A 24179-nucleotide genomic window follows, 5' to 3' on the forward strand; every position below is an offset into this window, starting at 1 on the left:
AAATTTTTGAGAGGAGGTAAAGATTATTAATTAAGAGAATTTACAAAGTAGGTCGGAATTTCAGCTATATTTATAAGTTGAAATCTATTTTTTCATGGGCAGATTTTTAAAATTGTTTCTCTTCAGTTAATTATTATGATTATCTTTCAAATAAATCATAATTAGACAGAAGTTCTCTATGTAAACAAGAGGACTTTATCTTCTTTTGTTTTCAAAATGAGAATTGCTGCTAAAAACCTCGCTATTACTGATCAATAAGACTACATATCATCAAGTTTTTTCACTAAATCAATATAAAAATATTAAGGAAGGCTGTATTCCAAACGGAGTAACAGTTGAAGTGGCATATTCTGAATCATATACTCTAAATTTTGTTAGTACTTATAGAGTAAATAAACTTATTCCAGTTAGATTTAAAAACATTTCTTTAACTCAAGCAAAAGAATTGACTGACTCATTCTTTATGGTAAGTATTCAGATAGGAAGACTTATATTTAGAGTTAGTTATTTACCTCCAAATAGCCTTATTATGAGAGAAATGTGTTTGAAAACAACTGAGACTTTATACCCTTGGAAAAGTAATTTGCCATTTTACAAAGTAGATACAAGTGAAGAAATATGGAATGAAGCAGTATCTCATGGTTTAGAGTTGCATATGTTTCATTCTAGTATGACTTTAGTTGATAGTTTAAATGATTGATATTTGAAGTTCAGATTACAGCCTTCTACAAAACTATAAAAACTCAATTTTTCCTTTCTGTGCCTCTGCGTGAACTAATGCTAAAAATCTCTAATCTTAATGTTTACTACGGCGAAAGCCACATTCTCCGCAATGTAGATTTAAGCGTACCATCTGGGCAAATGGTTTGCCTAATTGGACGCAATGGTGTAGGTAAAACAACCCTACTCAAAACCATTATGGGATTACTCAAACCCCGCAGTGGCACAATTAACTTAGACGGAGAATTAATCAACTCTAAATCTCCTGATAAAAGGGCAAAGTTGGGCATTGGTTATGTCCCTCAAGGACGAGAGATTATCCCTCGTTTGACAGTAAAAGAAAATCTGCTGCTGGGGTTAGAAGCTAGACGCAAACCAGTAAAAAAAGCAGAAATTCCAGAAGAAGTTTTTAGCTTATTCCCGGTATTGAAAACCATGCTTGCGCGGATGGGTGGCGATTTGAGTGGAGGACAGCAACAACAATTAGCGATCGCACGTGCTTTAATGGGACAACCCCAATTACTCGTCTTAGATGAACCCACTGAAGGTATTCAACCCTCAATTATCCTGGAAATTGAAGCCGCAGTCCGTCGCATCGTGGAAACTACAGGTGTTTCTGTTTTATTGGTAGAGCAACACTTGCACTTTGTCCGTCAAGCCGATTACTATTACGCTATGCAAAAAGGCGGTATTGTCGCTTCCGGTTCCACCGCCGAACTCAGCCAAGATGTGATTCAACGCTTTTTAGCTGTTTAATTTTTGAGATTTCTATATCAATTGTGTCAGAAGCAATCAAGTCTGCTGCTTCTTGTAAAAGTTTATGCTGTTCCTTTTGAATTGCTTCTAAACGACTAGAAATTTCTGTCAATCGTTGTTGTTTATTTATTTGAAAGTTTTCAGGTAACAAAATTGGCAGGTTATCGATTGTTTGAGCTACCGTCATTTGTTGAAAAGCAAAATTGCCAACTTTAGTTAAAGATAAAAAGCTAACTTTAACTAAAGTCTGAAGTAATTTTATTGGAACTTGGAGTATTGACCAACTAGCTGTTTCAATTAAGCGGACAATTGCTTTAATGATGCTCCATAGTAGAGTAAGTGCAAACAGCAGAATCACTAAACTGATAATTGGGTGATTAGCTGCCAAACCTAGTATTTGAACTAACTTAAAAAATACCGGATGTTGTGTCAGCCAATCGCTCACAGAAGAAGTAATTGCTGTTTTTACAACTTCCGATGTTGTACTCTTAAATTGTTCGGCCGTTTGCAAACTTTGTTCTAAGCTTGTCGTAACTGTATCAATTGCCTTATCGGTCGTTGTACTTGCTGTTGCCTTCAAAGACTCCCCAACTTGTTGTACTGAATTAGTTACAGAGTTAACACTTTCGTCCACAAAATCTTTCGCATTTTGCAAGCGTTGCAAAACTTCGTTAGGCAAATGTATGTCTATTTGAGGTGCCATAAAACATTTTACTGGGGCTGAAATCGAACTCGCAACCCATCTTTGGGGCGATTCGTGGGAACCATAACTACTTCTAAACTTTGATTGGGCATTATCTCCCAATGATAGCTGCATAGAAGGTGTGCAGCAACAATATGTGGCTGGATAAAATGAACTCTAACGCTTCCGTCCTTGCCATCACTACAGTAGATTTATCAATAAGATGAGTTTTGAACATAGGCCCGTACTGGCGGTAGCGCTTTTTATAAAAATCGCGGTCAAAAACAAAGGAAAGTGTTTCACCTAATATAGGTAAACCAAAACTTCCAGGAAGAATTTGATTAGTTTTCATATGTTAATTTAATTACTTCATCAAAAAAGTGATCTAAACCTGCAATAATTAATATTATTTGAAAATTAGCAACAATAGAGGTGCGTTAAATGGCTAGGTCTGCACTAATGGTATCTTTGCAACGCGCTTATAAAATTGCGAGGGCATCGATCAAAACTGGCATTCCCACGGATGAGGTAGTTGACATTTTAAAACAAAGAACCACTCGTCGCCGCTTACTTTATGGAGGTTTGGGATTAGCAAGCGGATTAGCTACAGCTACCTGGCATAATGGACGTGATTCTACGGCTTTTGCCACGATTCCCAAGGTGCTTGTAGTGGGTGCAGGGATTGCTGGCTTGACTGCTGCCTACCGCTTACGTCAAGCTGGGGTTCCTGTAGACATCATTGAGGCGAGGAATCGCGTTGGTGGTCGGATGCGGAGTTTAGCCAATGCTGCGGGTACTGGCGTGACTGTGGAACTAGGTGGAGAATTTATTGATACAGATCATACGAAGTTGCGATCGCTTGCTCAAGAACTTGGTTTAACAATAGTCGATGTACTCGCTACTGATAAGGGATTAGTTCCAGAAACATGGTACTTTCAAGGACGCAAAATTCCCGAACTAGAAATTATTAATTACTTCATTCCTTTAGCAAATAAAATTGAGGAGGATTTAGTTTCTATTGGCGATGGAGATGTAACTTATCGCTCTTACAATCAGGCAGCTTTCGCTTTAGATAATACCTCCCTTGCAGAATATTTAAAGCAAGCAAAAATTAATCCCATTCTGCAAGAAATGTTGAAGCTTTCTTATACTACCGAATATGGACGAGAAGCAGCAGAACAATCTTGTTTGAATCTAGTGTTTTTGATTGGTACTAACACTGATATATTCTCAGTTTACGGCGAAAGCGATGAACGTTATACTATTCGCGGTGGTAATGACCAAGTACCCCGCTTGTTAGCGAATTCCTTAGCAAATGTTATAGAACCTGAGACAGAATTAGAAGCTATCTGTATTCGTCCTGATGGTCGCTATAGAGTTAGCTTACGGTCTGGTTATAAAAAATTCGATCGCACCTATGAAAGAATCTTGCTGACATTGCCCTTTAGCACCTTGCGTTTAGTGAAGCTGGATGTGAATTTACCAGCATTTAAAAAGAAAGCGATCGCAGAACTAGGATATGGTACAAATACCAAATTAATTACAGCCTATCAACAAAGATTGTGGCGCACTCAATATAATTCAACAGGATCAACATTTACTGATTTAGGCTTTCAAAGTACCTGGGAACAAAGTCGCTACCAAAAAGGCGTCAAAGGTCTAATTAATAACTTTACTGGTGGTGAACATGGTTTATCTTTAGGCAAAGGTTCAGCAGAATCTCAAGCCCAAATATTTTTACCACAATTAGATAGGATTTTCCCCGGAATTCAAAAGCTGCGTCAAGGTCAAGCCATTCGTGCCTATTGGCCTGGAGAACAGTACACAAGAGGCTCCTATGCTTGCTATTTAGTCGGACAATGGACAAGCATAGCTGGATCTGAACAAAAACGTGTAGGCAATCTATTTTTTGCTGGCGAACACTGCTCTTTATCCTACCAAGGATATATGGAAGGCGGTTGTAGAACAGGTGAAGTTGCAGCCCGAAGAATCCTCAAAGATTTAGGTTGGCCAGATACCGCTACTCAACAGCAACAGCCAATTACTACCAATCAACTACATCACTATCGCAAAATTCCAAGGCAGCAGCGTTTTTCTAACGACTTAACCAAATAGTAAAGTGCGGCGTTGCTGAGTGAAAGTATGAATCAGCCTCCGTGTGAGATATAGCAATTTTCGGCGTTGCATAAATACGGAATGATTTTATTGATTTTCCTTTGCGTCTTTGCGCGGCAGTCGCTACAAACTCCTCCACCCCCGCAACGCGCTGCCTTGCCTTTGCGTGAGACATTCATCTCTTGATTCACCAACGCTCGATTTTCAAATGAGTTAGAAGCCAGAAGCCAGGATATTATCACTTCTGGCTCCTGAATCTCCAAGTCAGAGCCTCTTATACACAATCAAGAACTTTTTCTTAAAACAAATCCAAATCTGTCACAGCACCAATACTGCTAGAAGACACCAACTTGGCATATTTCGCCAACACGCCCTTAGTGTAACGTGGTGCGGGAGGTTGCCAATTTGCACGACGACGAGCTAATTCTTCCTCAGATACATTTAACTGCAATAGGCGAGCGGGTGCGTCAATGGTAATACTATCACCTTCTTGTACAAGAGCGATCGCACCCCCAACTGCCGCTTCTGGCGCAACATGACCAACTACCATCCCGTAAGTACCGCCAGAAAACCGCCCGTCAGTAATTAATCCCACGGTATCACCTAACCCAGCGCCGATAATTGCCGAGGTGGGAGCCAACATTTCTCGCATTCCAGGGCCACCCTTAGGCCCTTCATAGCGGATGACCAGAATATCACCTGGCTGAATCTTACCCGCCAAAATAGCATCTAAAGAGGCTTCTTCCGATTCAAATACCCGTGCTGGCCCGGTAATTACTGGCTTTTTGACTCCGGTAATTTTCGCTACAGCCCCTTCTGTTGCGAGATTCCCTCTGAGAATAGCTAAGTGTCCTTGGGCATACATCGGGTTATTCCAAGGACGGATAACATCTTGGTTGGTAGACGGTTCTTCTGGTATGTCTGCTAATATCTCTGCAATGGTTTGACCAGTGATAGTAATGCTGTCTGGATATAGTAAATCATGCACAAGCAGCATCTTCATTACTTGCGGAATACCGCCAGCTTTGTGTAAGTCGGTAGCTACATATTTACCACTTGGTTTCAAATCACACAAGACAGGGACACGGGCGCGGATAGTTTCAAAGTCGTCCAAAGTCAACTCTACATCAGCAGCACGAGCGATCGCCAAAAAATGCAATACTGCATTTGTGGAACCACCCACCGCCATTACCACAGAAATAGCATTCTCTATAGATTTGCGCGTGATGATTTGGCGGGGCAAAATTTGTTTGCGAATTGCTTCGACTAAAACAAACGCTGATTTTTCTGTACTGTCGGCTTTTTCAGCATCTTCGGCTGCCATTGTCGAAGAATAGGGTAAACTCATCCCCAGGGCTTCAAATGCTGAAGACATGGTGTTAGCTGTGAACATTCCACCACAAGAACCCGCACCCGGACAAGCCCGACTTTCAACTTCTAATAATTCCTTTTCGTCAATTTTCCCGGCACTGTATTGGCCAACAGCTTCAAAAGAACTGACAACAGTTAAGTCGCGTCCGTTGTAGTGACCGGGTTTAATTGTGCCACCATAAACGAATATTGCCGGGATATTCATCCGAGCGATCGCCAGCATTGCCCCTGGCATATTTTTATCACAACCGCCAATAGCTAGCACACCATCCATACTTTGTCCAGTACAGGCAGTTTCAATGGAATCGGCAATGACTTCCCGCGACACTAAGGAATATTTCATTCCTTCAGTTCCCATCGAAATCCCATCGCTAATGGTAATCGTGCCGAATAGTTGCGGCATTGCCCCGGCGGATTTAATACTAACTTCTGCTCTTTGTGCCAGTACATTTATCCCCATATTACAGGGAGTGATCGTACTATAGCCATTGGCAATGCCTACAATAGCTTTATTGAAATCTTCATCTTTAAAACCAACTGCCCGTAGCATAGCTCGATTAGGCGATCGCTGTGCCCCTTGTGTTACGGTTTGGCTTCTCAAATTTTCCGACATCTTTTTTCCTTGGGTGCCATCATCGCTTGTATTGCGATTGTATTACCTGATTTTCTCATATCTACGCGGTGCGATCGAGCATGAGCAAGCATTGGTAATTTTCTATAGTTCAACGTTTAGCTATTGCCATCATAAAAACACCCCTTCCGGAGGTGGGGAGGGGTGCAAAAGCATAGCTTTAGTGGGGTTCTAACGGGATTAATCTAACTTGATATTAGACCTCGACTATTTCGATTATTTATTAAACGATAATGTCGCTTGCCACCAGTCCTGGCGCTCCTGCGAGCTGAATCGCAAAATCCACGGCAAAATCGAAATCTGTGTTAGCTTGAAGAAAACCTTCTAAATATCGGACTTGACCGACTGCGGAGAATGCGCCGGCCCCAATGAAACTGAAAGCTTGGTTGCCCGCTAAAAAGGGGTTAGCATCAATAGTAGATAGATCGATTTGGTCACCTGCCAAGTTACCGTTTCCAGCGAAGTCAGTGATAATATCTCGTAAAGCAGCAGGTTGACTGTCTAAAACTGAGTTGAAATCAAAAATATCGTTACCCAATCCTCCAGCGAGGCGATCGGTTCCTCTATTGCCAATGAGGCGATCGTTCCCGCTACCACCGTTAATGGTATCGTTACCCAATCCACCGTTAATGGTATCGTTGCCATCATTACCAGATAATTGGTTATTTTGGGCATCGCCAACAATACTGTCATTTGCATTTGTGCCGATGACATTATCAAAGTTGACCGCAGTAAATGACAATGTTCCAAAACCAGGAACGTTATTGGAAACCAAACTTTGGGTTTGCAGGTTATAACTGATAGATACTCCTGGCAAAGATTGGGATGCATCTATGGTGTTGTTGGCAACACTAGCATCAGCAACAATCCTTTCTACTTGAAAGAGTTGGTCTTGCCCAAATGCGGCAGCTTTGGTAACGGTTCCAACACCTGACAAGGTAATCCTTTGACCTAGTTGACTATAGTCTGCGGTATCAATGCCATCTCCACCATCAATGCTGTCGTTACTCTGACTGCCTGTGATGGTATCGCTGCCGACACCCCCATTGAGGATATCGTTACCAGCATTCCCATTGAGGATATCGTTGCCAGCATTCCCATTGAGGGTATCGCTGCCAGCATTCCCATTGAGGATATCGTTGCCAGCATTCCCATTGAGGGTATCGCTGCCGACACCCCCATTGAGGATATCGTTGCCGACACCCCCATTGAGGGTATCGTTACCGCCATTGCCGTTCAGAATATCGTCGCCGTCATTGCCATTCACGATATCGCTGGCAGCACCCCCATTTAGGGCAGGGCGCAAGATAGGTGGGATACCGTTGATGGTATTATTGTCATTAAAATCACTACCGTTAATGATTGCCATGATGAATTTCTCCTTAAGTTAGAGGGTAAAAGAATTACCGCGTTTCTTCATGATGAAGAAACGAGGTGGAAAATGAACACACATCTGAAGTAGACCTGATTTAAGGAGGTCTTTGCTGTCAATTCTGAAGATTTGAGAAGCACCATGATATTGACATCAAAACAGTGTCAATAATCATGTTGTATTCTTGTGGGTTATATTTTTACTACTTCCAGTATTAGGCTAATAAAGGAATAATTAAACTTTGAATGCACATTTGAATGCACACCCAACTATACCCTTTTTTAAAGATTTTTATTGTATTCTGCATCACAAATATCAAAGAAAATCAAATATACCAAATAGGGCATCATGGTCATTAATTTTTTAACACTAAAGTGTGTGCGGCTGTCAAACTGCCCGCAGACATAGCTCGATTAGGCGATCGCTGCACTCCTTGGGTGACAATTTGGCTTCTCAAATTCTCTGACATCTTTTTTCCTTGGGTGCCATCATCGCTTGTATTGCGATTGTATTATCTGATTTTCTGATGTATGGGCGGTGCGATCGTTTTCACAACTCAAATAGGATTGCTATATTAAGCAAACTGCTCTAAAATCCACGCAGCCTGAAAAAAGTCACGTTCACAAAACATCGCATAACGGTAGGTTGAATACACTCCAGAATTGGTAGTAGCATAATTGTCAACCAAATTTTCTAATTGTTGTGCCAATGGTTGAAAGTCTGCGCTGCTGTAAGTACGAATCCAGTCTGCATATTGATGATTAGGAATGCCATTATGAGCTAACTGTTCTCCCAAAAAGGCATAGAGACGCATACAGGGAGACATCGCCGCAGCTGTTAAACCGACATCTCCAGCCCAAGCAGTTGCTAACAAAAAGTCAGTGTAGCGGCGGGTAGCAGAACCAGGTTCCACAGAATGCAAATTGACTCCCCACTGGGAAGCATAGCCACTATGCAGTCGCAGTTCTTCTAAAACTCCACTAGCTAAGTTATGAAATGTAGTGAAACCTAACCAGTCTGGTGCTTTAGCTGCGGCGATACTGTACGCACGGGCAAAAGCTTCTAAGAAAAAAGCATCCTGCCCTACGTAGTATGCAAATTTCACTTGCTCAAGACTACCATCGCCAATGCCTTGAACGAAAGGATGATCTAAGCAAGCTTTAGCTAAATCTTGATTTGCTGTCCACAATTCGTTGGATAAACTCATTATTAATTTTGACGTTGCATAGTTGTGGGATGATTTTTATCACACAGAGGCGCCCAGACGCAGAGAGAATAAGGAGTTTTAGATTTCAATACATAACATTTCATCCCTTGATTCAGCAACGCCTTAATTTTTAGTCATTAGTCATTAGTTATTATCCTTCCTGTTCTTTCAACTCTCCCGTCAGAACTCAGCACTTAAAAAGGTAGAAACTGGAGTAAGACTGAGCCAAGACTTCCTAAAAAGTCAAAGAAACTAGGGTTACCAGTGCTTACTTTCTCATTTACGGGTGTTTGTAGTTCTTGAATAAAAGCCTGGGCTGTTTGCGTTCCAGGGTTGTTGTTTTGGGATGTAAACAATTTTTCAGCAACTTGGGCATCTTGAAACGCACTTTTTCTATCTAACATTTGGTAGCGGGCGACACCACGAGCTAAGTAAGCACCTGCATATTCTGGTTGAATAGCGATCGCTTGATTAAAATAACTAATTGCTTGCTGTTGGTTGCCTTTTTGGGCTTCTGCTACACCCCAAGCATAGAAATCCTCTGGTGAAGCAATTTGTGATGGTATACCAATTGCACCTTGAAAGTTAGTACCATTTAGGTAAGCACCAGTTAATTCTGCATTTGTTAGATACGTATTTCTCAAATCAGCACCCGCCAAATTTGCGCCACTAAACTTAGTCTCGCTCAGGTTAACACCAAATAAACTAGCACCGCTCAAGTTTGCACCCCGCAAATCTGCACCGCTCAAGTTTGCCCGACTGAGGTTTGCACTTGTGAGATTAGCACCGCTCAAATTGGCTCCAGATAAATCAGCCATTACTAAACCTGCACCCGTCAAATCACAGTTTTGACATTGTTTAGTTGCCAATAACTGTCTAACGTGTTCAGAATTTGCGGCTTGTACGGTTGTTGTCAAGCTGATTGTGGTTAAAAATGCGGCTGTGGCTAGGATGTGGATCTTCATATTTGCGTAATATTTCTTACTCAATATTAGACATGATCTGAGACTGATTTATATCTCAGCTTATGATATGAGCAATCTGAACAGTTTGCCCTCTGTAGTTGCCGATATCACCTACAGCAGAATTCAGAAGTCAGAATTCAGAAGTAAAACAGGCTTTATATCTGGCTTTCAGAAGCAACCTCCGCGGAGCGTCTCTAAGAGTTGCAATCGCAAGTATTGGGATTGCTACTCTTTTCTACAAGAGGGTGCGCCGACATTGCACTTCTCTACCAGACGCTACCGCGAACGCTCTATAAAGCCCTTTGGCATGGCTGCGCCTAGCGCAATGACATTGTGTAAGACTACTTACACAACACCCAATTTAGCGAGAACTACCCTCCAATCTGATATTGGAGTCCCAGGTGTAGAAGCCGATTTGGTCAGGAACCCTAGAAAATCTTCCTGTGCGATGGCCTCTAGATAATTCATTCAGTACCTTATTTTTGATTTCTCTAAGTTGCTCAGAATCTAGCTCACCGTAAATTCCGGCGATTACTTCAGCGACGCTAAAAACTCTACCGGGATTTTGTTCTAAAAGAGAGGTGAGGGCATCAATCAAGAATTGACCCTCAAAGGATTTGAGCATCGGTACTGTTTTTGGCTTTGGAGGTACAAAAGGTTTCTTGCTTTTGGCTCTGATCCTCTTAGAAGCACCATTGCTATTAGTTACCAAACTTAAATCCAGAGTATAACAACCTGGCTCTTCGGGAATAGTTACCCAGTAATTGCTTTCTCTGCCTTGGGTAAGGGAAGATTGAACCCTACCTTTAACTACCCTGAATAGACTGGAATCTAATTCTCCATAAAGCGATCGCACAATGAAATCAATATGACACACAGTGCCTATCTGCTCTTGCAATAGCTGTTTTATGGCTTCCATTCGAGAAAGAGCTTGATATTGGGGTAGCATTTGGATTTCTGCCACCTTCGTTGAACTATTGTTGTTCTCTGGGAATCTCTCTATATCTGGAAATGTAGTTGGAGTTTGAGTCTCTTTTGTATCAACAGCAGCAGAAAAAGAATTATCTATCTCAACGTTGTTTGAGTTGATGAATTCTGACTGTACAGACTTGACCAAGTTGATTTGGGAAATTTGGTCATGGGGTGATAAAAACGCCAGAGAGCCTTCCTGGGAAGCATTTGGGTTTTCATCAGCCGCCGTATTGACATTTGAAAAAGACCAGTTAGACAACAACGCTTCTACATGATCAAGCTGCGATCGCGCTTGCACAAATAGGCGTTCGTACTCTTCTGTGAGGCGAGCATAATAGTCTCGTAGTTCCAACAATGGCGTGAGAAAGGTACCCGGAGGTGGTTGTAATTGTTCTTTGGGAGTCATAAGGCTGCAATTAATTTAAATTCATATCACTTTTATAAGACATTGCTCTGGGTTTTGCTTTGTGAGATGTCCTCTGGGATTTCTTAGACGCTTGGGGAGGGCGACATCTCTCACAATATAATGGTCGAGGCCCGAAAGTCTCGCGTTTCGTAGCTTCGTTGCACTCTTTACAGACAAAGTTGAAAACACGAGTGTGAATCTGTCTTTTGTGCGCCTTGACAATATATTCCCTAACATCAATGAGTTTACTTGCCATAATCAGGAATTTTGAATTGCTGTCATATCAATATAGCTATTCAAGCAAATGAAACTGCATCAGTGTGTGTTTATGTAGAAGTTTTATTCAAATCTGTGAATTTGATGCCAAGCACAAGATGTAGATATTCCTTGGCAGCATCTCAGGACTTATGCAAACAATAGCCGAAAAGAATGATTTTCAGCTAGGGGAAATTCATGTAGACGCATACTCGTACCGAGAAGCAAGCTACGCGGAGCGTCTGTCTACGACAGGCTGCGCGAACGTAGAGAAGCGCCTTCCCGCAGGGTATTGCCCCGACAGGGTGTGGTTTTGCGTAAGTCCTATGTAGGTAACTCAGCACAAAGAAACCTAAATATCTCAAGAAAATGCCCAATATTTAAGTCAATTATGTTTTAAAATTTACCCTGTAGATATAGGAATATCCTGAGTAAACTTGGTAAGTATACAAGTTAGAGTAGTAATCATTTCTTACTACAATCAAGATATTAACCTGGTAGTTGTACAAGCCTTTGTACTATGAATGTGGAATTTTTTAACAGGATTCCTTTGATGCCTTTAATATTACTTTGGCTGGCTTACACTCTGCTGGGATGGTATCTTGCCGCTAATCATATTATTTGGTTGGTGGGAGCTTTTGTCGCGGCTATGGTCATAGCTGTAGTGCGGAAGAGTATTTCTTGGTTAGAGCGTTTAGTTGAATTTGGCTCTAAAACCTTAGTTGTAATATTATTTTTAAGTATATCAATTGCTTTAGTAGCAACTTGGTCAATATTATTCAAGTTATTTCTTATACCCTTAGCAACTACGCTCTTAGCTGATTTGGAAATGCGCTTTTCTGGTTATAATAAACTAGATTCATTTTGGATTTTAACAGTCCTAGCGATATTGGGTTTGATAGTGGGTGAAGTAATAGACATTCTACTTTTTCCCAGTAGTAGATACTAATACCGATTACCTGCAAGGGTGCATAGAAGAAGGGGGTTAAGTTCCTTGTCTCATCAATTTGATTTTGTGCAGTTGAGTAAAAAGACGGATGTATTATTTATATCTAAAACTCTTGGGCGATCGCCCTCTCTAGCTGCTTGATGAAAGAAAGCATGATTACCCGTGATTAGTCAATCATTCTCTAGGTTACTAAAAACCCCACCGATGGGAGACGTTTTACTGAGTCAGATTTTATATCTTATTGAAAGAATTAAGACAAGCTAACAATATAAATACTTCTAAATGTTGTCTAGCAAAAAAATTTGGGGCGATCGCTGTAGTAAAGTTAACGAGATGAATATTACGGTTTGAAAACATATCACTGGTGACTGTCACTTTCTCGTCACATTTATTTTTAACTATTGAGGTATAGGTAAAACAGTGATTCAAATTAGCCTTCCTGAAAGACCACTTATTCGGCTGATGACCCCCAAATCAAAAAGGTCATGTTGAATCATAAGTTCCAAAATCCTGAGTACATACAAGATTCCTCTGTTGAAGCAAAGACTATGAAACAAAGCGAACAGTCCCCACTCAACACTAATAAGGAACTAACGTGAGTAGACGTAAAGACTACAGTTTGCTTGAGGAGACAGCATCGACTGAAGTAGCAGCACCTAAACCATCGCTGACATTATCAGACGCAGTGGCTCTTATTGTTGGCGTTGTCATCGGCGCGGGGATTTTTCAAACCCCGGCTTTAGTGGCAGCTCAAGCAGGTAGTGATATTGGTGTATTGCTTTTTTGGTTAATTGGTGGTGTAGTGTCTTTGGTAGGAGCGCTGTGCTATGCAGAGTTGGCAACTGTCTATCCTAATGTTGGAGGTACGTACTATTATTTGAAACGTGCGTTCGGGCGGGGAGTCGCCTTTTTATTTGCCTGGGCGCGGATGGCAGTGATTCAAACTGGTTCCATTGCTCTTTTGGCATTTGTTTTTGGCGATTATGTTTCTCAAATATGGCGACTAGGCACGTTTTCGTCTTCTGTTTATGCAGCCGTGGCGATCGCACTTTTAACTGCTTTGAACATCATTGGTTTGCAGCAGGGTAAGTGGACGCAAAACTTGCTGAGTGCTGCAAAAGTTCTAGGTTTGTTGCTGGTAGTAATTCTTGGACTTACCGCCATTCCTAATTCTGCCGCCCCTGTAGAATCTGCCTCATCAGGAACGTGGGGACTAGCGATGGTGTTTGTGCTACTGTCTTACGGCGGTTGGAATGAGGCGGCTTACATCTCCGCAGAAATTCAAGATGGCCGACGTAATATTGTCCGATCGCTAATTTGGAGTATTGGCATCATCACCGCCATTTATTTGCTGATCAATCTGGCTTATCTGCGGGGACTGGGATTAGTAAACATGGCACAGTCAGAAGCAGTAGCGGCAGACTTAATGCGCTCTATTTGGGGCGCACCGGGAGCCTTGTTTATCAGTGTACTGATTGCGATCGCTACTTTGGGAGCAACCAACGCCACAATCTTTACCGGAGCGCGTACCAATTACGCCCTGGCACAGGATTTTTCGGTATTTGGTTTTATGCGACGCTGGCAAAAAGATTCTAGTAGTCCTACTCAAGCCTTATTGTTGCAAGCAGCGATCGCCTTAGCACTGGTTTTTTTAGGCACGCTCACCCGCAAAGGCTTTCAAACAATGGTGGATTACACCGCCCCTGTTTTTTGGTTCTTCTTTTTGCTTTCAGGCATATCACTGCTGGTATTGCGAATCCGCGAACCCAACATAGTCCGCCCATTTCGAGTGCCATTTTATCCTTTCACACCATTGCTCTTTTGCGCCGTCTGCGGTTATTTACTCTACTCCAGCTTGGTTTATACAGGCGTGGGAGCAATTGCAGGTGTTTTAGTTGTGGCAGCAGGTATCCCCCTGTTGTTCTGGAATAACTACCGCCAAGGTAGGACGTGAGATCAGGGAGACAAGAAGAACAACCAATGCCCAATACCCGATAACTATTGACAAAGGAGAAAATTTATGAACTTCAAAAAAATTCTGTTTTTACTGGTTACAGGGGTTAGTATTACCAGCTTGGGAATTGCTGGGTGTACGGCGCAAGAGCAAGACTTGCAAGCCGGGACACAACCTTCAACTCTGACGGCTCAGACTGAAACGGCTCAGACTGAAACCGCAACTCCTACAACTACGCCTACAACTCAACCCCAAGAACGCCCTGGCGATGTTCCTTACGTGCCAACACCACAGCCAGTTGTGGATGCAATGTTAAAAGTGGCAAAAGTAGGTAAGAATGATGTGCTTTACGATCTTGGTAGCGGTGACGGGCGAATTGTGAATACTGCGGCACAAAAGTTTGGTACGCGTGGTGTAGGTATAGATATTAACCCCGAACGCATAGAAGAAGCTAATGAGAATGCCAAGAAGGCAGGAGTAACCGATCGCGTGCGGTTTGTCCAGCAAGATTTGTTCAAGACTGATTTTAGTGAAGCAACAGTAGTTACACTTTACCTTCTACCCGAAATCAACCTCCAACTCCGTCCCAAGTTATTGAAAGAACTCAAACCTGGTACTCGTATTGTCTCCCACGCCTTCGATATGGGCGATTGGAAACCACAGCAGACGTTGAATGTAGAGGGCAAAACTGTTTACTACTGGGTGGTTCCTGAACAAGTGCCAGCGAATTTGCGCTAGGACTAATACCAATTCGTAATTCGTAATTCGTAATTCGTAATTAAGAGGCATCAGATTCAAGTTGAGTTTCCATCTCTTGGATCTGTAGCCTGATTTTTGAGAATTAGTTTAAGAACTTAAAAATTCAAAATAATAAAATACCTATTTTTGAATTCCCTCCCTTGGGGGTTGACAATGCCAATTTTAGACTTTGAATTTAAGAAATAATCCAAAATTGTTTGAAAGAAGTGTAAATTCAAGCAAAAGCAGCTTAGGGAGGAAATATGATAGGCTTAAAAGGTAAGAATGCCTTAATTACAGGTGCAACGTCAGGCATCGGTCAGGCGATCGCCATTAGACTTGCTCAAGAGGGGTGCAACATTGCCATTAATTACCGTAAAGACCCTGAAGGTGGGGCAGAAACGGAAGAGATGGCATTGCAAAAAGCCTGCCAAAATGTCGAAAATTGTGGTGTAAAGTCGCTGCTCGTTCAAGGAGATGTTTCCCAAGAATCAGACATTGTTGAGATGGTTAACACCGTGGTTGAAGAATTCGGCAGTGTAGATATTTTGGTCAACAATGCCGGCATTCAAGCAGATAGTCCATCCCACGAAGTTACCACAGCAGACTTTGACCGCGTGATTGCCGTAAATCTCCGGGGTGCTTATCTCTGCGCTCGTGAAACTATTAAACACCTCCTGTCTCTGAATCGTCCCGGAGTGATAATTAATATTTCCAGCGTTCACGAAATTATTCCTCGACCGATGTACATTAGCTATTCCATCAGTAAAGGCGGTATGGAAAACCTGACCAAAACCTTAGCATTGGAATATGCCAGCCGAGGTATTCGTGTAAACGCTATTGCCCCCGGAGCTACGATGACACCAATAAATCAAGACTGGATAGATGATCCTGAAAAAAAGGCGATGGTGGAAAGTCATATCCCAATGGGGCGTGCTGGCTCCTCGGAGGAGATGGCAGCCGCAGTAGCTTTTTTAGCTTCGGATGAAGCCGCCTACATCACCGGACAAACACTGTTTATAGATGGTGGATTGACTCTGTATGCTGACTTCCGGGAAACCTGGTCAGCTTGAGGTAAGGCTGGCGTACTTTCCACAATTGAGCCGATACATACCATTAGTGGAATTAAACGCCTATGACTAGCGCCATCGATAATAGCAGTCTGCTGGAAGCAGAAGCCTGGCAACTTTTGGAAAAGTCCATAATTTATTACCAGGGTAAACCCATTGGTACTGTAGCCGCCCACGATCCAGAGTCGTCAGAGTCAGATGCACTTAATTATGACCAGTGCTTCCTCCGCGATTTTGTCCCTTCTGCTTTGGTGTTTCTCATGGACGGCAAAGCAGAAATTGTCCGCAACTTTTTAATAGAAACACTAAAATTACAAAGTCACGACAAGCAGATGGATTGCTTTGAACCGGGAGCGGGGTTGATGCCTGCAAGTTTCAAAGTACATTCTAATGGAAATGAAGAATTTTTGGTCGCTGATTTTGGTGAGCAGGCGATCGCTCGCGTTCCCCCAGTTGATTCCTGTATGTGGTGGATTATTCTGCTACGGGCTTATGAAAAAGCGACAGGCGATTTAGACTTAGCACGTCAGCCAGATTTTCAAGCCGGAATTAAGCTAATTTTGGATCTTTGCCTGGTACATCGGTTTTCCCTGTACCCAACAATGTTAGTTCCTGATGGCTCGTTTATGATTGACCGTCGCATGGGAGTCTACGAACATCCTCTAGAAATTCAAGTGTTATTCTATGCGTCTCTCAGGGCTGCTAGCGAATTACTTTTACTAGATGCGGATGGCGAGAGTTATCTTGGCAGAGTCAATAGGCGATTGGGAGCTTTGAAATATCATATCCGCAACTATTACTGGCTAGACCTGAAGCGATTGGGGGAAATTTATCGTTACAAGGGTAACGAATTTGGTAAAGAAATTGCCAATAAATTCAATATCCAATCAGAATCAATCCCTACTTGGTTGACCGAGTGGTTGCCCGAATCTGGAGGATATTTAGCGGGAAATCTGGGGCCGGGACGGATGGATTTTCGCTTTTTTACTTTGGGAAATCTCATGTCAATCATCGCTTCCTTAGCAAGTGAAGCCGAATCTCAAAGAATTATGAATTTGTTTGCCCAACGCTGGCAAGACTTGATTGGCTCTATGCCTGTTAAAATCTGCTTTCCAGCAATGGATGGTTTAGAGTGGAAAATTGTTACAGGATGTGACTCTAAAAACAGCCCTTGGTCTTATCACAACGGCGGTAACTGGCCAGTTTTACTGTGGTTCTTTACTGCTGCGGCGCTAAAAACAAATCGAACAGAACTTGCTCAAGCTGCGATCGCCATTGCCGAAAGGCGTTTATTTAAGGATAAATTCCCAGAATACTACGATGGGAATAATGGTCGTTTAATTGGCAAAGAAGCCAGAATTTGTCAAACTTGGAGCATTGCCGGATTCCTAGCAGCTAAACAGTTAGTCGCAAATCCAGAGTATTTAGAATTAATCAGCTTTCCAGAGGGTCTTGAAGGCCCAGGTTGTAGCATATAGCTACTGAATGCCCCCCAAGGCTCTAAAGAGAAAATGATTTAGTGGTGTAGTTATTAGGGTGTATCTGCTAACTAGCTATACTGACGCGGTATCAGATGCGATCGCCTAAAGTAGAAATTAAGAGATACTAAAGGTGTGCTATGTAAAATCCTCCTCAATAGAACTTAACCCTCTTCTATCACCCGAAGAAGAGAAAAATAACCTCCAATTCTTAAATACCCAATAACTGATACACTATATTGTAAGGGTATCTTAAGTGTAATACTTACCTTATATCTCAGGATAGTCTTTGCATAAGTAGCACGTTTTAACGTGTATAAACCATGAAAATTACTTCAAATTTAATTCCAGAATTTGAAAAACTATTCAGACAAAAATTACAGTTAAATAATTGTCGGCTTAGAAAGAAGAGACAAGAGAATAATTATGAAATAATTACTCCAGCTAAAGACATTTTTCTGATGTATTGGTCTGAATTCCCAGAAATTAACTTGATATATCAGCCTATAGGAGTACGCACTTACCAAACTGAAGTTTATGAGCGAGCTATCCGCTCCCACATTAGTTTTTGCATCAGTAGTCTCCAGGAAAATCCTACCTCTGAATCACCATTATTGGTGACATAACTAATACTTAGATAACCTACAGAATATTTACCGAAACAGTGCTGAGTAACGAGTGCTGAGTAAAAAAAGTAATAATCGCACTCAGCACAAAAGGTCTAAAGCCCCTGCCTAAAGGCAATGGAAAAAGAAATAGATATTTATTTCGAGATGCGTAGCGCATATTTAATGCGTCCTTACTTCAATCCCCTAGATTTATCTATGGGGTTACTCAGTACTCAGTACTCAGCACTCAGCACTCCTGAATGAATAAGCTCTCGCCAGTTTTTATCATATAACTGACGAGAGCCGATTACCTAAAATCTGTTGATCAAGAGACAAAATATAGAATCCGAAAAAATTCAAGATGCAAGATCAGCCAGATGATAAAACCTTGTTAGCCAATGCAAAGCAAGCTTTAAAAGTTGAATATCAAAAATCAGCCGCTTTATCGTCCCAACTGCAACTCATAAAAACTCAGTTAGATCAAGTTCAGGCTGAAAATAAAATCCTGAGAGAGAGTGCTTATGAAGATGTAATTAAGCACTTTGAGGCGCGTACCCAAGCAGCAGAAGCACTAGCGCTAAAAACAGAAGTGCGCCAAAGATTTCTTGAAGCCAATGGTTGTGAGGATGATGAGAGCTTCGATAGTCTATGGGATAGCATTAAAAATAAGATCCAGATCCAAGACGGTGAAGTGAGAATCGTTGCTCCAAATGGCACTCCAAAATTTACCTTCAAGGGCAACATGATGACTTTGAGAGATTTTATTCAATCCCTCAAAGAAGACCCAATTTCTAGAAAGTTTTTCTCTAACTAAATAGTTAAATTAATCAAAGCCTCTGACTAAAAGCGGACTAAGGATTGTCTAACAAAGCTATTCATCTTCGTCCCCTGGCGGTCGTTCGCTCTCGCTTTGTTGGGCGTTCCACTGCAAAACAATGCGTTCTAACATCTCTGATTGCGTACAGTTATTAATATTCGCGTAGATTTTAATCAACTGCCTTACTTTAGGACTAACGTGGCGAATCTCTAGTTGGTTATCTTGTACCATGTCCATTAACTTTTGGTGTCTACTAATAGTACAGCTTTGCGTAAAATCGTGGTGAATTGAGGGGGGAAGTTTAAACGCAGAGGGGAGGCAGCGCGTTGCGGGGGTTCCCCCCGTTGTAGCGACTGCCGTCGCGCAGAGGGAAGCGCAGAGGCACGCGGAGAATTAATGAGATGTGTACTTAACCTGACGGGGGTGCTTCTTCTACTGGGCGGATAATTGCTGGGGCTGGCGTGACTTCTGGTTTAAAGATTGCCTGTAATGCCTGTTGCAAGGTTTGTGCCATGACAATCCGGTTTTCGTAAGCCACGACTACCCGCACCAAAGTTGGTAGGCTATTCTGTGTGGCCTCTAGATAAATTGGCTCGACATACAGCAGCGATTGCTCAATGGGAATTACTAATAGGTTGCCTTGAATGGCTCTGGAACCCTGACGATTCCACAGGGAAATTTGCTGGGAAATTACTGGGTCTTGGTTAATCCGCGCCTCGATTTGCTCTGTCCCATAAATCAGTCTTTCTTTGGGAAAGGTATATAACAACAACTTACCGTAGTTTTCACCATCCGATCGCGCTGCTAACCAAGCGATTAAATTAGTCCGTTGTCTGGGAGTATAAGGTAAAAGTAGGATAAATTCTTCAAAGTCTACAGTGGGTAGACTAGTAATCAAATAATACGGCTCTACCGGACGGGTTTCATTGCCATAGATTTCATTAGGAATCTGCCACTGGTCTTCCCGGTTGTAAAATACCTGGGGATCGGTCATGTGGTAAGTCATCAACCGCTCAGATTGAAGTTTGAAAAAGTCCACCGGATAGCGGATATGACTGCGGAGATTAACCGGCATGGCACTGAGCGGTTTGAAAGTGTTGGGAAATAGCGCTGACCAAGTGGCAATGATCGGATCGCTCTTATCGGCAATATAAAAATTAACGCTGCCGTTGTAAGCATCAATTACTACCTTGATCGAGTTACGAATGTAGTTAATCCTATCGCTACCAGCGTCTGAGTAGGGATAGCGATCGCTCGTTGTGTAGGCATCAACAATCCAGTAAAGATAACTTGGATTACTTGGGAAATTTTCATCAGCAGCAGCAGCAACTAAATAAGGGTCGCTGTCAAATTTGAGGAAGGGTGCGATCGCTTGAATTCTTTGCTTGACATTTCGCCGCAGTAGCACCCTTGTCTCTGGCAAAAAATCTCGCGTCAGCACCATCTGCCAATCTTTCAAATATATGGCAAATAACCACCGTCGCCATGCTGAACCGATTTCAACGCCACCCAAACCATCGTAGGAGTTGTAAACATTATCACTACCGCTAGGGTAATCTAACTCTCGAACTCTTGTGCCAGTCATTACGTAGGTATTGGCGATTTGACCGTAATAAATTCGGGGTTGCCCAATGGGAATACTGTCACGAATGGCTGCACTGGAAGTTGTGAGAGCGCTACTATCACCGCTAATATCTTTGACAAAATATTCTGGTAATCCACCCGCCCCAACTGTATTAACTGGGCTAACAGTAAACCCGAAACCGTGGGTATAAATTAAATGGCGGTTCACCCATGTTTGAGCTTCCTGTGGTACGCCAGTGTAGTCTAATTCTCGTGCGGCAATCAATACCTGGCGCCGTTCTGTTAATTCAACTATTTCCTGCTGAGGTTCTGGTGGCTTTTGAGGGGCAGATGGGCGGCGGGAAGTTACATCTGTTTTCAGAGTATATCGATCAATATCGGCATCGGGGAACCGATAATATGGCCGAATTTGTTGCAGTTGACGGTTAGTTTGTAACAGTGGCCGCTGATCCCAAAGGCGAATATTGCGAATTGTCAAGTCATTCGTTTGAATATCAGCTTCAGTTAGTGTTCCTTGAGGGTTGAAACCTCTGGAATCGATCGCCTCTAAATCGAATGCTTGGCGAGTCAAGGCGATAGTCCGCTGAATGTAGGGTTGCTCCCGTTGCAACTCATTAGGTAGGACAATTAAATATTGCACCACAGCAGGTACAACAACATCACCTAATACAACCAGTACTAGATAAATTCCCAATCCGTAAAATACTAAGTGACGATACTGAGATTTGGGTTTCCAGAAAAACGTTCGCCAAAGTAGGTAAGTTGCGATCGCTACTGCCACGATGCACAAGACGGTATACGCTGGCAACTGGGCCATCACATCCGTATAGCTAGCACCATAACTAACACCACGGTTAGAATACACGAGTTCATAACGACTCAGCCAGTAACTCAGAGCCACTACCAGCATCAATAAGCCACCCATACCGAATAAATGACGCTGCTGCTGGGGCGAAAAACCAGGAAAAATCCCCTGACTCAAACTGTCAGCCGACAAGAGATAAGTGAGGGTAACGGCGACGAAGCCATACAAACATAATCCCATCAGCCAGAGTTCTAGCAGTTCCCAAAAGGGTAGAGAAAATACGTAAAAGCTAATATCTCGACCAAATAAAGGCTCAGAGTAATTGAACGAGGTGGGGTGGAAATATTGCAGCACCTGTGTCCAGTTTTGGAATAGTATCGACCCAAAAATGGCACTGAACACGAGTGCGATCGCTCTTAGTAAAAATTGAGGATAAACTAAGATAGCGATCTCGCCTCCCACAATTAAGCCAAGATACCAGACTTGAGCGACAATCTGCCTTAACAGTTGCCAGATTGTCTCTGGTCGGAATAAGACCCGAATAGGTAGACTAATCTTATTAACTGGAGAATGCCAGTAGGAAAGAGCAATTTGACCGTAGTGAGCCAGCATTAACCCGATTAACAAGCTTAGTACCAGAGCTAGGGGTAATAACCAACGTAATTTTAATGGTTTAGAGCTTTGTGCTTTAGGTATCCAAATTTCATCACGTCTGGGATAATCAGGACTGAAAAAGTTTTTTAATTCACTGTTAAGTTCAACTTCCTCAATCTTCTCAGACTGGGGATATTTTAGCCGTTGTGCTAGAGCAAGATTTATCAGTAGATAGGCAGCAGTTATACCAACCACCGATACCCATAAAACACCACGAGTCACTACCCGCAACACAAATACTTGCAGGTAGCCGATTTCCTGAAACCAAAAAATTTCTACTCCCAGGCGGGAACCCAGATCCAAGAGTAGCCACAGCCCCAGGAATACGATGAATAGTCTAAAGCTCCATTTCCAGAACATTCCTTACCCTAACAGTCAAATGTTTTCCGGTTCTAAGATAACTGTAAGCGATCGCTCTTATTGAAGACGATCCTTGTTAGATGCTTAAGTGGATTTCTGCTGATAAAAGGGGCAATATCCTTGGCAACTAGCAATAAACATCGTTTAATATGACTAATCGCACTCCCACTTCAATTTTCAGATATTCAGTAATGTATGATTTTTAAATTGTAATTATGCTAACCAGTGTTGACCGTTTATTATTTGTCCGGCGAGTCCCGATTTTTAAGGAATTGCGGGATGATTTTATTGTGCGGCTCACTTCAGTGATGAACGAACTGTCATTTCCAGCTAATTACACCATTTTTCGCCAGGGAGAAGAAGGGCGATCGCTCTACATTGTTGTGTCAGGGCGAGTTAAAGTCCACATTGGAGAGCAAAAACTCGCAGAGGTAGAACAAGGAAGATACTTCGGCGAAATGGCAGTATTTGATACTCAACCCCGTTCCGCTACCGCGACGACACTAGAACACTGTGAATTTTTAGAACTGACGCAAGAGCAATTGTATGATGCGATCGAAGAAACTCCCGAAATCGCGGTGAATATTATTCGTGAGTTATCTCGTCTGATTCGCAGATTAAATGACGATATGAATACAAACGGAGTCAAAACTTAAGAGCAAAGTTTAAAAAACTAGCGTAAATATCTTCTTGACTATATCTTTCCTAACTGATTTATGTCTACCACTAATCAATCAATTATTTCTTTTCTTCCTAATTACTTTTATTTTCACTTGAATTTACAAGATTAAAATAATAACCTGTTATTCCAGCGGCCAAAGGTGTTAAGAAAGCATATAAACCTCTTGCCGTGTCATTATTAGCTGCAATAGCATCTTTAATATAACTATCTTTATCATCTCCTTTTAGAGATGCTAATTTTTGACTAAGCTGATTGACACTCCAATAGTTAAAACCGATAAGCACAATCAAAGTAACCCATAATGATCCTCCTAAAAACCCTGATATGAATAGGTTAATAGTTTTACGCCCATCATCACTGGTCAGCACCTTCACTGGATTCATTGCATCAGGGTCACGTTTGGTTAGGTCTAGTTTTTTGGTTAGGTCTAGTTTTAGAGTTCCTATTGGAAGTTTTATGTCTTCTGGATGCGAAGAGTCAGATGGTTGATTTTCCTCTGGAAGCTGAGAATTAGGTTGATCAGGATTTAGCATATTTATCAGTTAAAATAAAGCTTCTCCCCTACTTGCAGAAAGTAAGGGAGAAAAGTTTTAAACAAGGCTTTTGTTGCATTTTTGAGCAAGACTAACATTTACTTAACTTATGTATGGCTTATCAAAACTTACAAGTGCATACCAAGTTTATGAAAATAGACTTGCTGTTACCCAACAACCAATTGTTGAGCAGTATCTCCTGTCCTTAATAAAAGTTCAGGCTTTGTGTTTTCAGTGCGGCTAGCATCAGAGTAAACTTTCATGATTTCTAGACCTCTACGAAGAACTTCAGTTTTATCAATTTTCAATTGTTTTGAAATTTCTTCTAGGTCTTTGGTAGCAGTGTCACTGAGACTAATATTAACTGAGCGTGCCATCTTAACTCTCCATATTTGCGGGCTAATAGCAATTTTTAGGTATAGTTCCCTATCAATATAATAACCTAAAAAGCTATTCTAGTCAAGACTTTGATGAACCAGAGCTTGTATTAAAGCC

Annotated in this window: 24 protein-coding genes; 12 read left to right on the forward strand and 12 right to left on the reverse strand. The window is 41.9% G+C overall.

Features of this window, described 5'->3' with window-relative positions:
* Nucleotides 1-223 precede the first annotated feature (223 nt).
* Together F8S12_RS26745 and urtE are read left to right on the forward strand one after the other, a co-directional pair.
* Nucleotides 224-700 carry a hypothetical protein gene (locus F8S12_RS26745; protein ID WP_196519322.1) on the forward strand — a complete coding sequence of 159 codons (477 nt, stop codon included), beginning with the start codon at nt 224-226 and terminating at the stop codon, nt 698-700.
* Between the two features lie 77 nt (nt 701-777).
* Nucleotides 778-1476 (forward strand): urea ABC transporter ATP-binding subunit UrtE, encoded by a 699-nt coding sequence (gene urtE, locus F8S12_RS26750; RefSeq protein WP_196519323.1) that lies wholly within the window; start codon nt 778-780, stop codon nt 1474-1476.
* On the opposite strand, the gene F8S12_RS26755 is transcribed toward urtE, so the two are convergent.
* Together F8S12_RS26755 and F8S12_RS26760 are read right to left on the reverse strand one after the other, a co-directional pair.
* Nucleotides 1439-2179, reverse strand: coding sequence for a hypothetical protein (locus tag F8S12_RS26755; RefSeq protein ID WP_196519324.1), 741 nt, complete (start codon nt 2177-2179; stop codon nt 1439-1441). The genes urtE and F8S12_RS26755 overlap by 38 nt on opposite strands.
* Before the next feature lie 91 nt (nt 2180-2270).
* Nucleotides 2271-2510: a hypothetical protein gene (locus tag F8S12_RS26760; RefSeq protein ID WP_196519325.1), complete on the reverse strand. Its 240-nt coding sequence runs from the start codon at nt 2508-2510 to the stop codon at nt 2271-2273.
* Nucleotides 2511-2599: 89 nt separating this feature from the next.
* On the opposite strand from F8S12_RS26760, the gene F8S12_RS26765 reads away from it, so the two are divergent.
* Complete coding sequence (locus F8S12_RS26765; RefSeq protein WP_196519326.1) at nt 2600-4273, forward strand: flavin monoamine oxidase family protein; 1674 nt, start codon at nt 2600-2602, stop codon at nt 4271-4273.
* 298 nt (nt 4274-4571) lie between these two features.
* On the opposite strand, the gene ilvD is transcribed toward F8S12_RS26765, so the two are convergent.
* The 6 genes from ilvD to F8S12_RS41010 all read right to left on the reverse strand — a co-directional run bounded on the left by ilvD (nt 4572) and on the right by F8S12_RS41010 (nt 11453).
* Complete coding sequence (ilvD, locus tag F8S12_RS26770) at nt 4572-6257, reverse strand: dihydroxy-acid dehydratase (protein ID WP_196519327.1); 1686 nt, start codon at nt 6255-6257, stop codon at nt 4572-4574.
* A gap of 241 nt (nt 6258-6498) precedes the next feature.
* Nucleotides 6499-7644 carry a calcium-binding protein gene (locus tag F8S12_RS42085; protein ID WP_196519328.1) on the reverse strand — a complete coding sequence of 382 codons (1146 nt, stop codon included), beginning with the start codon at nt 7642-7644 and terminating at the stop codon, nt 6499-6501.
* A gap of 577 nt (nt 7645-8221) precedes the next feature.
* Nucleotides 8222-8854, reverse strand: coding sequence for a TenA family protein (locus F8S12_RS26780; RefSeq protein ID WP_196519329.1), 633 nt, complete (start codon nt 8852-8854; stop codon nt 8222-8224).
* Between the two features lie 194 nt (nt 8855-9048).
* Nucleotides 9049-9819 (reverse strand): pentapeptide repeat-containing protein, encoded by a 771-nt coding sequence (locus F8S12_RS26785; protein WP_196519330.1) that lies wholly within the window; start codon nt 9817-9819, stop codon nt 9049-9051.
* Between the two features lie 361 nt (nt 9820-10180).
* Complete coding sequence (locus tag F8S12_RS26790; protein WP_196519331.1) at nt 10181-11197, reverse strand: hypothetical protein; 1017 nt, start codon at nt 11195-11197, stop codon at nt 10181-10183.
* A gap of 10 nt (nt 11198-11207) precedes the next feature.
* Entirely contained in the window at nt 11208-11453 is a 246-nt protein-coding gene (locus F8S12_RS41010) for a hypothetical protein (protein WP_230968296.1), read from the reverse strand.
* A gap of 519 nt (nt 11454-11972) precedes the next feature.
* Here F8S12_RS41010 and F8S12_RS26795 point away from each other — a divergent pair.
* The 8 genes from F8S12_RS26795 (at nt 11973) to F8S12_RS26825 (ending at nt 19063) form a co-directional block, all read left to right on the forward strand.
* Entirely contained in the window at nt 11973-12401 is a 429-nt protein-coding gene (locus F8S12_RS26795) for a hypothetical protein (protein ID WP_196519332.1), read from the forward strand.
* Between the two features lie 595 nt (nt 12402-12996).
* On the forward strand, nt 12997-14355 hold the full coding sequence (locus F8S12_RS26800; protein ID WP_196519333.1) for an APC family permease: 1359 nt from the start codon (nt 12997-12999) through the stop codon (nt 14353-14355).
* 66 nt (nt 14356-14421) lie between these two features.
* The gene (locus tag F8S12_RS26805) at nt 14422-15093 is read left to right on the forward strand and encodes a class I SAM-dependent methyltransferase (protein ID WP_196519334.1); all 672 of its coding nucleotides are present in this window, start codon (nt 14422-14424) and stop codon (nt 15091-15093) included.
* 263 nt (nt 15094-15356) lie between these two features.
* Entirely contained in the window at nt 15357-16166 is an 810-nt protein-coding gene (locus tag F8S12_RS26810) for an SDR family oxidoreductase (RefSeq protein ID WP_196519335.1), read from the forward strand.
* Nucleotides 16167-16228: 62 nt separating this feature from the next.
* Nucleotides 16229-17641 (forward strand): glycoside hydrolase 100 family protein, encoded by a 1413-nt coding sequence (locus F8S12_RS26815; RefSeq protein ID WP_196519336.1) that lies wholly within the window; start codon nt 16229-16231, stop codon nt 17639-17641.
* Between the two features lie 323 nt (nt 17642-17964).
* Nucleotides 17965-18267, forward strand: coding sequence for a hypothetical protein (locus tag F8S12_RS26820; protein ID WP_196519337.1), 303 nt, complete (start codon nt 17965-17967; stop codon nt 18265-18267).
* Nucleotides 18268-18384: 117 nt separating this feature from the next.
* The gene (locus F8S12_RS41775; protein ID WP_269144852.1) at nt 18385-18513 is read left to right on the forward strand and encodes a hypothetical protein; all 129 of its coding nucleotides are present in this window, start codon (nt 18385-18387) and stop codon (nt 18511-18513) included.
* 97 nt (nt 18514-18610) lie between these two features.
* A complete protein-coding gene (locus F8S12_RS26825) occupies nt 18611-19063 on the forward strand; it encodes a hypothetical protein (protein WP_196519338.1) in 453 nt (150 codons plus the stop codon).
* 57 nt (nt 19064-19120) lie between these two features.
* On the opposite strand, the gene F8S12_RS26830 is transcribed toward F8S12_RS26825, so the two are convergent.
* Nucleotides 19121-19303: a hypothetical protein gene (locus tag F8S12_RS26830; RefSeq protein ID WP_196519339.1), complete on the reverse strand. Its 183-nt coding sequence runs from the start codon at nt 19301-19303 to the stop codon at nt 19121-19123.
* Nucleotides 19304-19475: 172 nt separating this feature from the next.
* Complete coding sequence (locus F8S12_RS26835; RefSeq protein ID WP_196519340.1) at nt 19476-22469, reverse strand: UPF0182 family protein; 2994 nt, start codon at nt 22467-22469, stop codon at nt 19476-19478.
* Between the two features lie 215 nt (nt 22470-22684).
* On the opposite strand from F8S12_RS26835, the gene F8S12_RS26840 reads away from it, so the two are divergent.
* The gene (locus F8S12_RS26840; RefSeq protein WP_196519341.1) at nt 22685-23125 is read left to right on the forward strand and encodes a Crp/Fnr family transcriptional regulator; all 441 of its coding nucleotides are present in this window, start codon (nt 22685-22687) and stop codon (nt 23123-23125) included.
* Nucleotides 23126-23222: 97 nt separating this feature from the next.
* On the opposite strand, the gene F8S12_RS26845 is transcribed toward F8S12_RS26840, so the two are convergent.
* A complete protein-coding gene (locus F8S12_RS26845) occupies nt 23223-23684 on the reverse strand; it encodes a hypothetical protein (RefSeq protein ID WP_196519342.1) in 462 nt (153 codons plus the stop codon).
* Nucleotides 23685-23851: 167 nt separating this feature from the next.
* A complete protein-coding gene (locus F8S12_RS26850) occupies nt 23852-24061 on the reverse strand; it encodes a hypothetical protein (protein WP_196519343.1) in 210 nt (69 codons plus the stop codon).
* Nucleotides 24062-24179: the final 118 nt, after the last annotated feature.

This window comes from Nostoc sp. WHI (assembly GCF_015714725.1).
Taxonomy (GTDB): Bacteria; Cyanobacteriota; Cyanobacteriia; order Cyanobacteriales; family Nostocaceae; genus Nostoc.

What these genes read in the sequence shown, in the direction of transcription:
- ilvD (WP_196519327.1), bottom strand. Translation starts at nt 6,257, where the DNA reads ATGTCGGAAAATTTGAGAAGCCAAACCGTAACACAAGGGGCACAGCGA.
- F8S12_RS41010 (WP_230968296.1), bottom strand. Translation starts at nt 11,453, where the DNA reads ATGGCAAGTAAACTCATTGATGTTAGGGAATATATTGTCAAGGCGCAC.
- F8S12_RS26795 (WP_196519332.1), top strand. Translation starts at nt 11,973, where the DNA reads ATGAATGTGGAATTTTTTAACAGGATTCCTTTGATGCCTTTAATATTA.
- F8S12_RS26835 (WP_196519340.1), bottom strand. Translation starts at nt 22,469, where the DNA reads ATGTTCTGGAAATGGAGCTTTAGACTATTCATCGTATTCCTGGGGCTG.
- F8S12_RS26755 (WP_196519324.1), bottom strand. Translation starts at nt 2,179, where the DNA reads ATGGCACCTCAAATAGACATACATTTGCCTAACGAAGTTTTGCAACGC.
- F8S12_RS26850 (WP_196519343.1), bottom strand. Translation starts at nt 24,061, where the DNA reads ATGGCACGCTCAGTTAATATTAGTCTCAGTGACACTGCTACCAAAGAC.
- F8S12_RS42085 (WP_196519328.1), bottom strand. Translation starts at nt 7,644, where the DNA reads ATGGCAATCATTAACGGTAGTGATTTTAATGACAATAATACCATCAAC.
- F8S12_RS26790 (WP_196519331.1), bottom strand. Translation starts at nt 11,197, where the DNA reads ATGACTCCCAAAGAACAATTACAACCACCTCCGGGTACCTTTCTCACG.
- F8S12_RS41775 (WP_269144852.1), top strand. Translation starts at nt 18,385, where the DNA reads ATGGAAAAAGAAATAGATATTTATTTCGAGATGCGTAGCGCATATTTA.
- F8S12_RS26815 (WP_196519336.1), top strand. Translation starts at nt 16,229, where the DNA reads ATGACTAGCGCCATCGATAATAGCAGTCTGCTGGAAGCAGAAGCCTGG.
- F8S12_RS26830 (WP_196519339.1), bottom strand. Translation starts at nt 19,303, where the DNA reads ATGGACATGGTACAAGATAACCAACTAGAGATTCGCCACGTTAGTCCT.
- F8S12_RS26810 (WP_196519335.1), top strand. Translation starts at nt 15,357, where the DNA reads ATGATAGGCTTAAAAGGTAAGAATGCCTTAATTACAGGTGCAACGTCA.
- F8S12_RS26805 (WP_196519334.1), top strand. Translation starts at nt 14,422, where the DNA reads ATGAACTTCAAAAAAATTCTGTTTTTACTGGTTACAGGGGTTAGTATT.
- F8S12_RS26760 (WP_196519325.1), bottom strand. Translation starts at nt 2,510, where the DNA reads ATGAAAACTAATCAAATTCTTCCTGGAAGTTTTGGTTTACCTATATTA.
- F8S12_RS26765 (WP_196519326.1), top strand. Translation starts at nt 2,600, where the DNA reads ATGGCTAGGTCTGCACTAATGGTATCTTTGCAACGCGCTTATAAAATT.
- F8S12_RS26780 (WP_196519329.1), bottom strand. Translation starts at nt 8,854, where the DNA reads ATGAGTTTATCCAACGAATTGTGGACAGCAAATCAAGATTTAGCTAAA.
- F8S12_RS26820 (WP_196519337.1), top strand. Translation starts at nt 17,965, where the DNA reads ATGAAAATTACTTCAAATTTAATTCCAGAATTTGAAAAACTATTCAGA.
- F8S12_RS26825 (WP_196519338.1), top strand. Translation starts at nt 18,611, where the DNA reads ATGCAAGATCAGCCAGATGATAAAACCTTGTTAGCCAATGCAAAGCAA.
- F8S12_RS26845 (WP_196519342.1), bottom strand. Translation starts at nt 23,684, where the DNA reads ATGCTAAATCCTGATCAACCTAATTCTCAGCTTCCAGAGGAAAATCAA.
- urtE (WP_196519323.1), top strand. Translation starts at nt 778, where the DNA reads ATGCTAAAAATCTCTAATCTTAATGTTTACTACGGCGAAAGCCACATT.
- F8S12_RS26785 (WP_196519330.1), bottom strand. Translation starts at nt 9,819, where the DNA reads ATGAAGATCCACATCCTAGCCACAGCCGCATTTTTAACCACAATCAGC.
- F8S12_RS26840 (WP_196519341.1), top strand. Translation starts at nt 22,685, where the DNA reads ATGCTAACCAGTGTTGACCGTTTATTATTTGTCCGGCGAGTCCCGATT.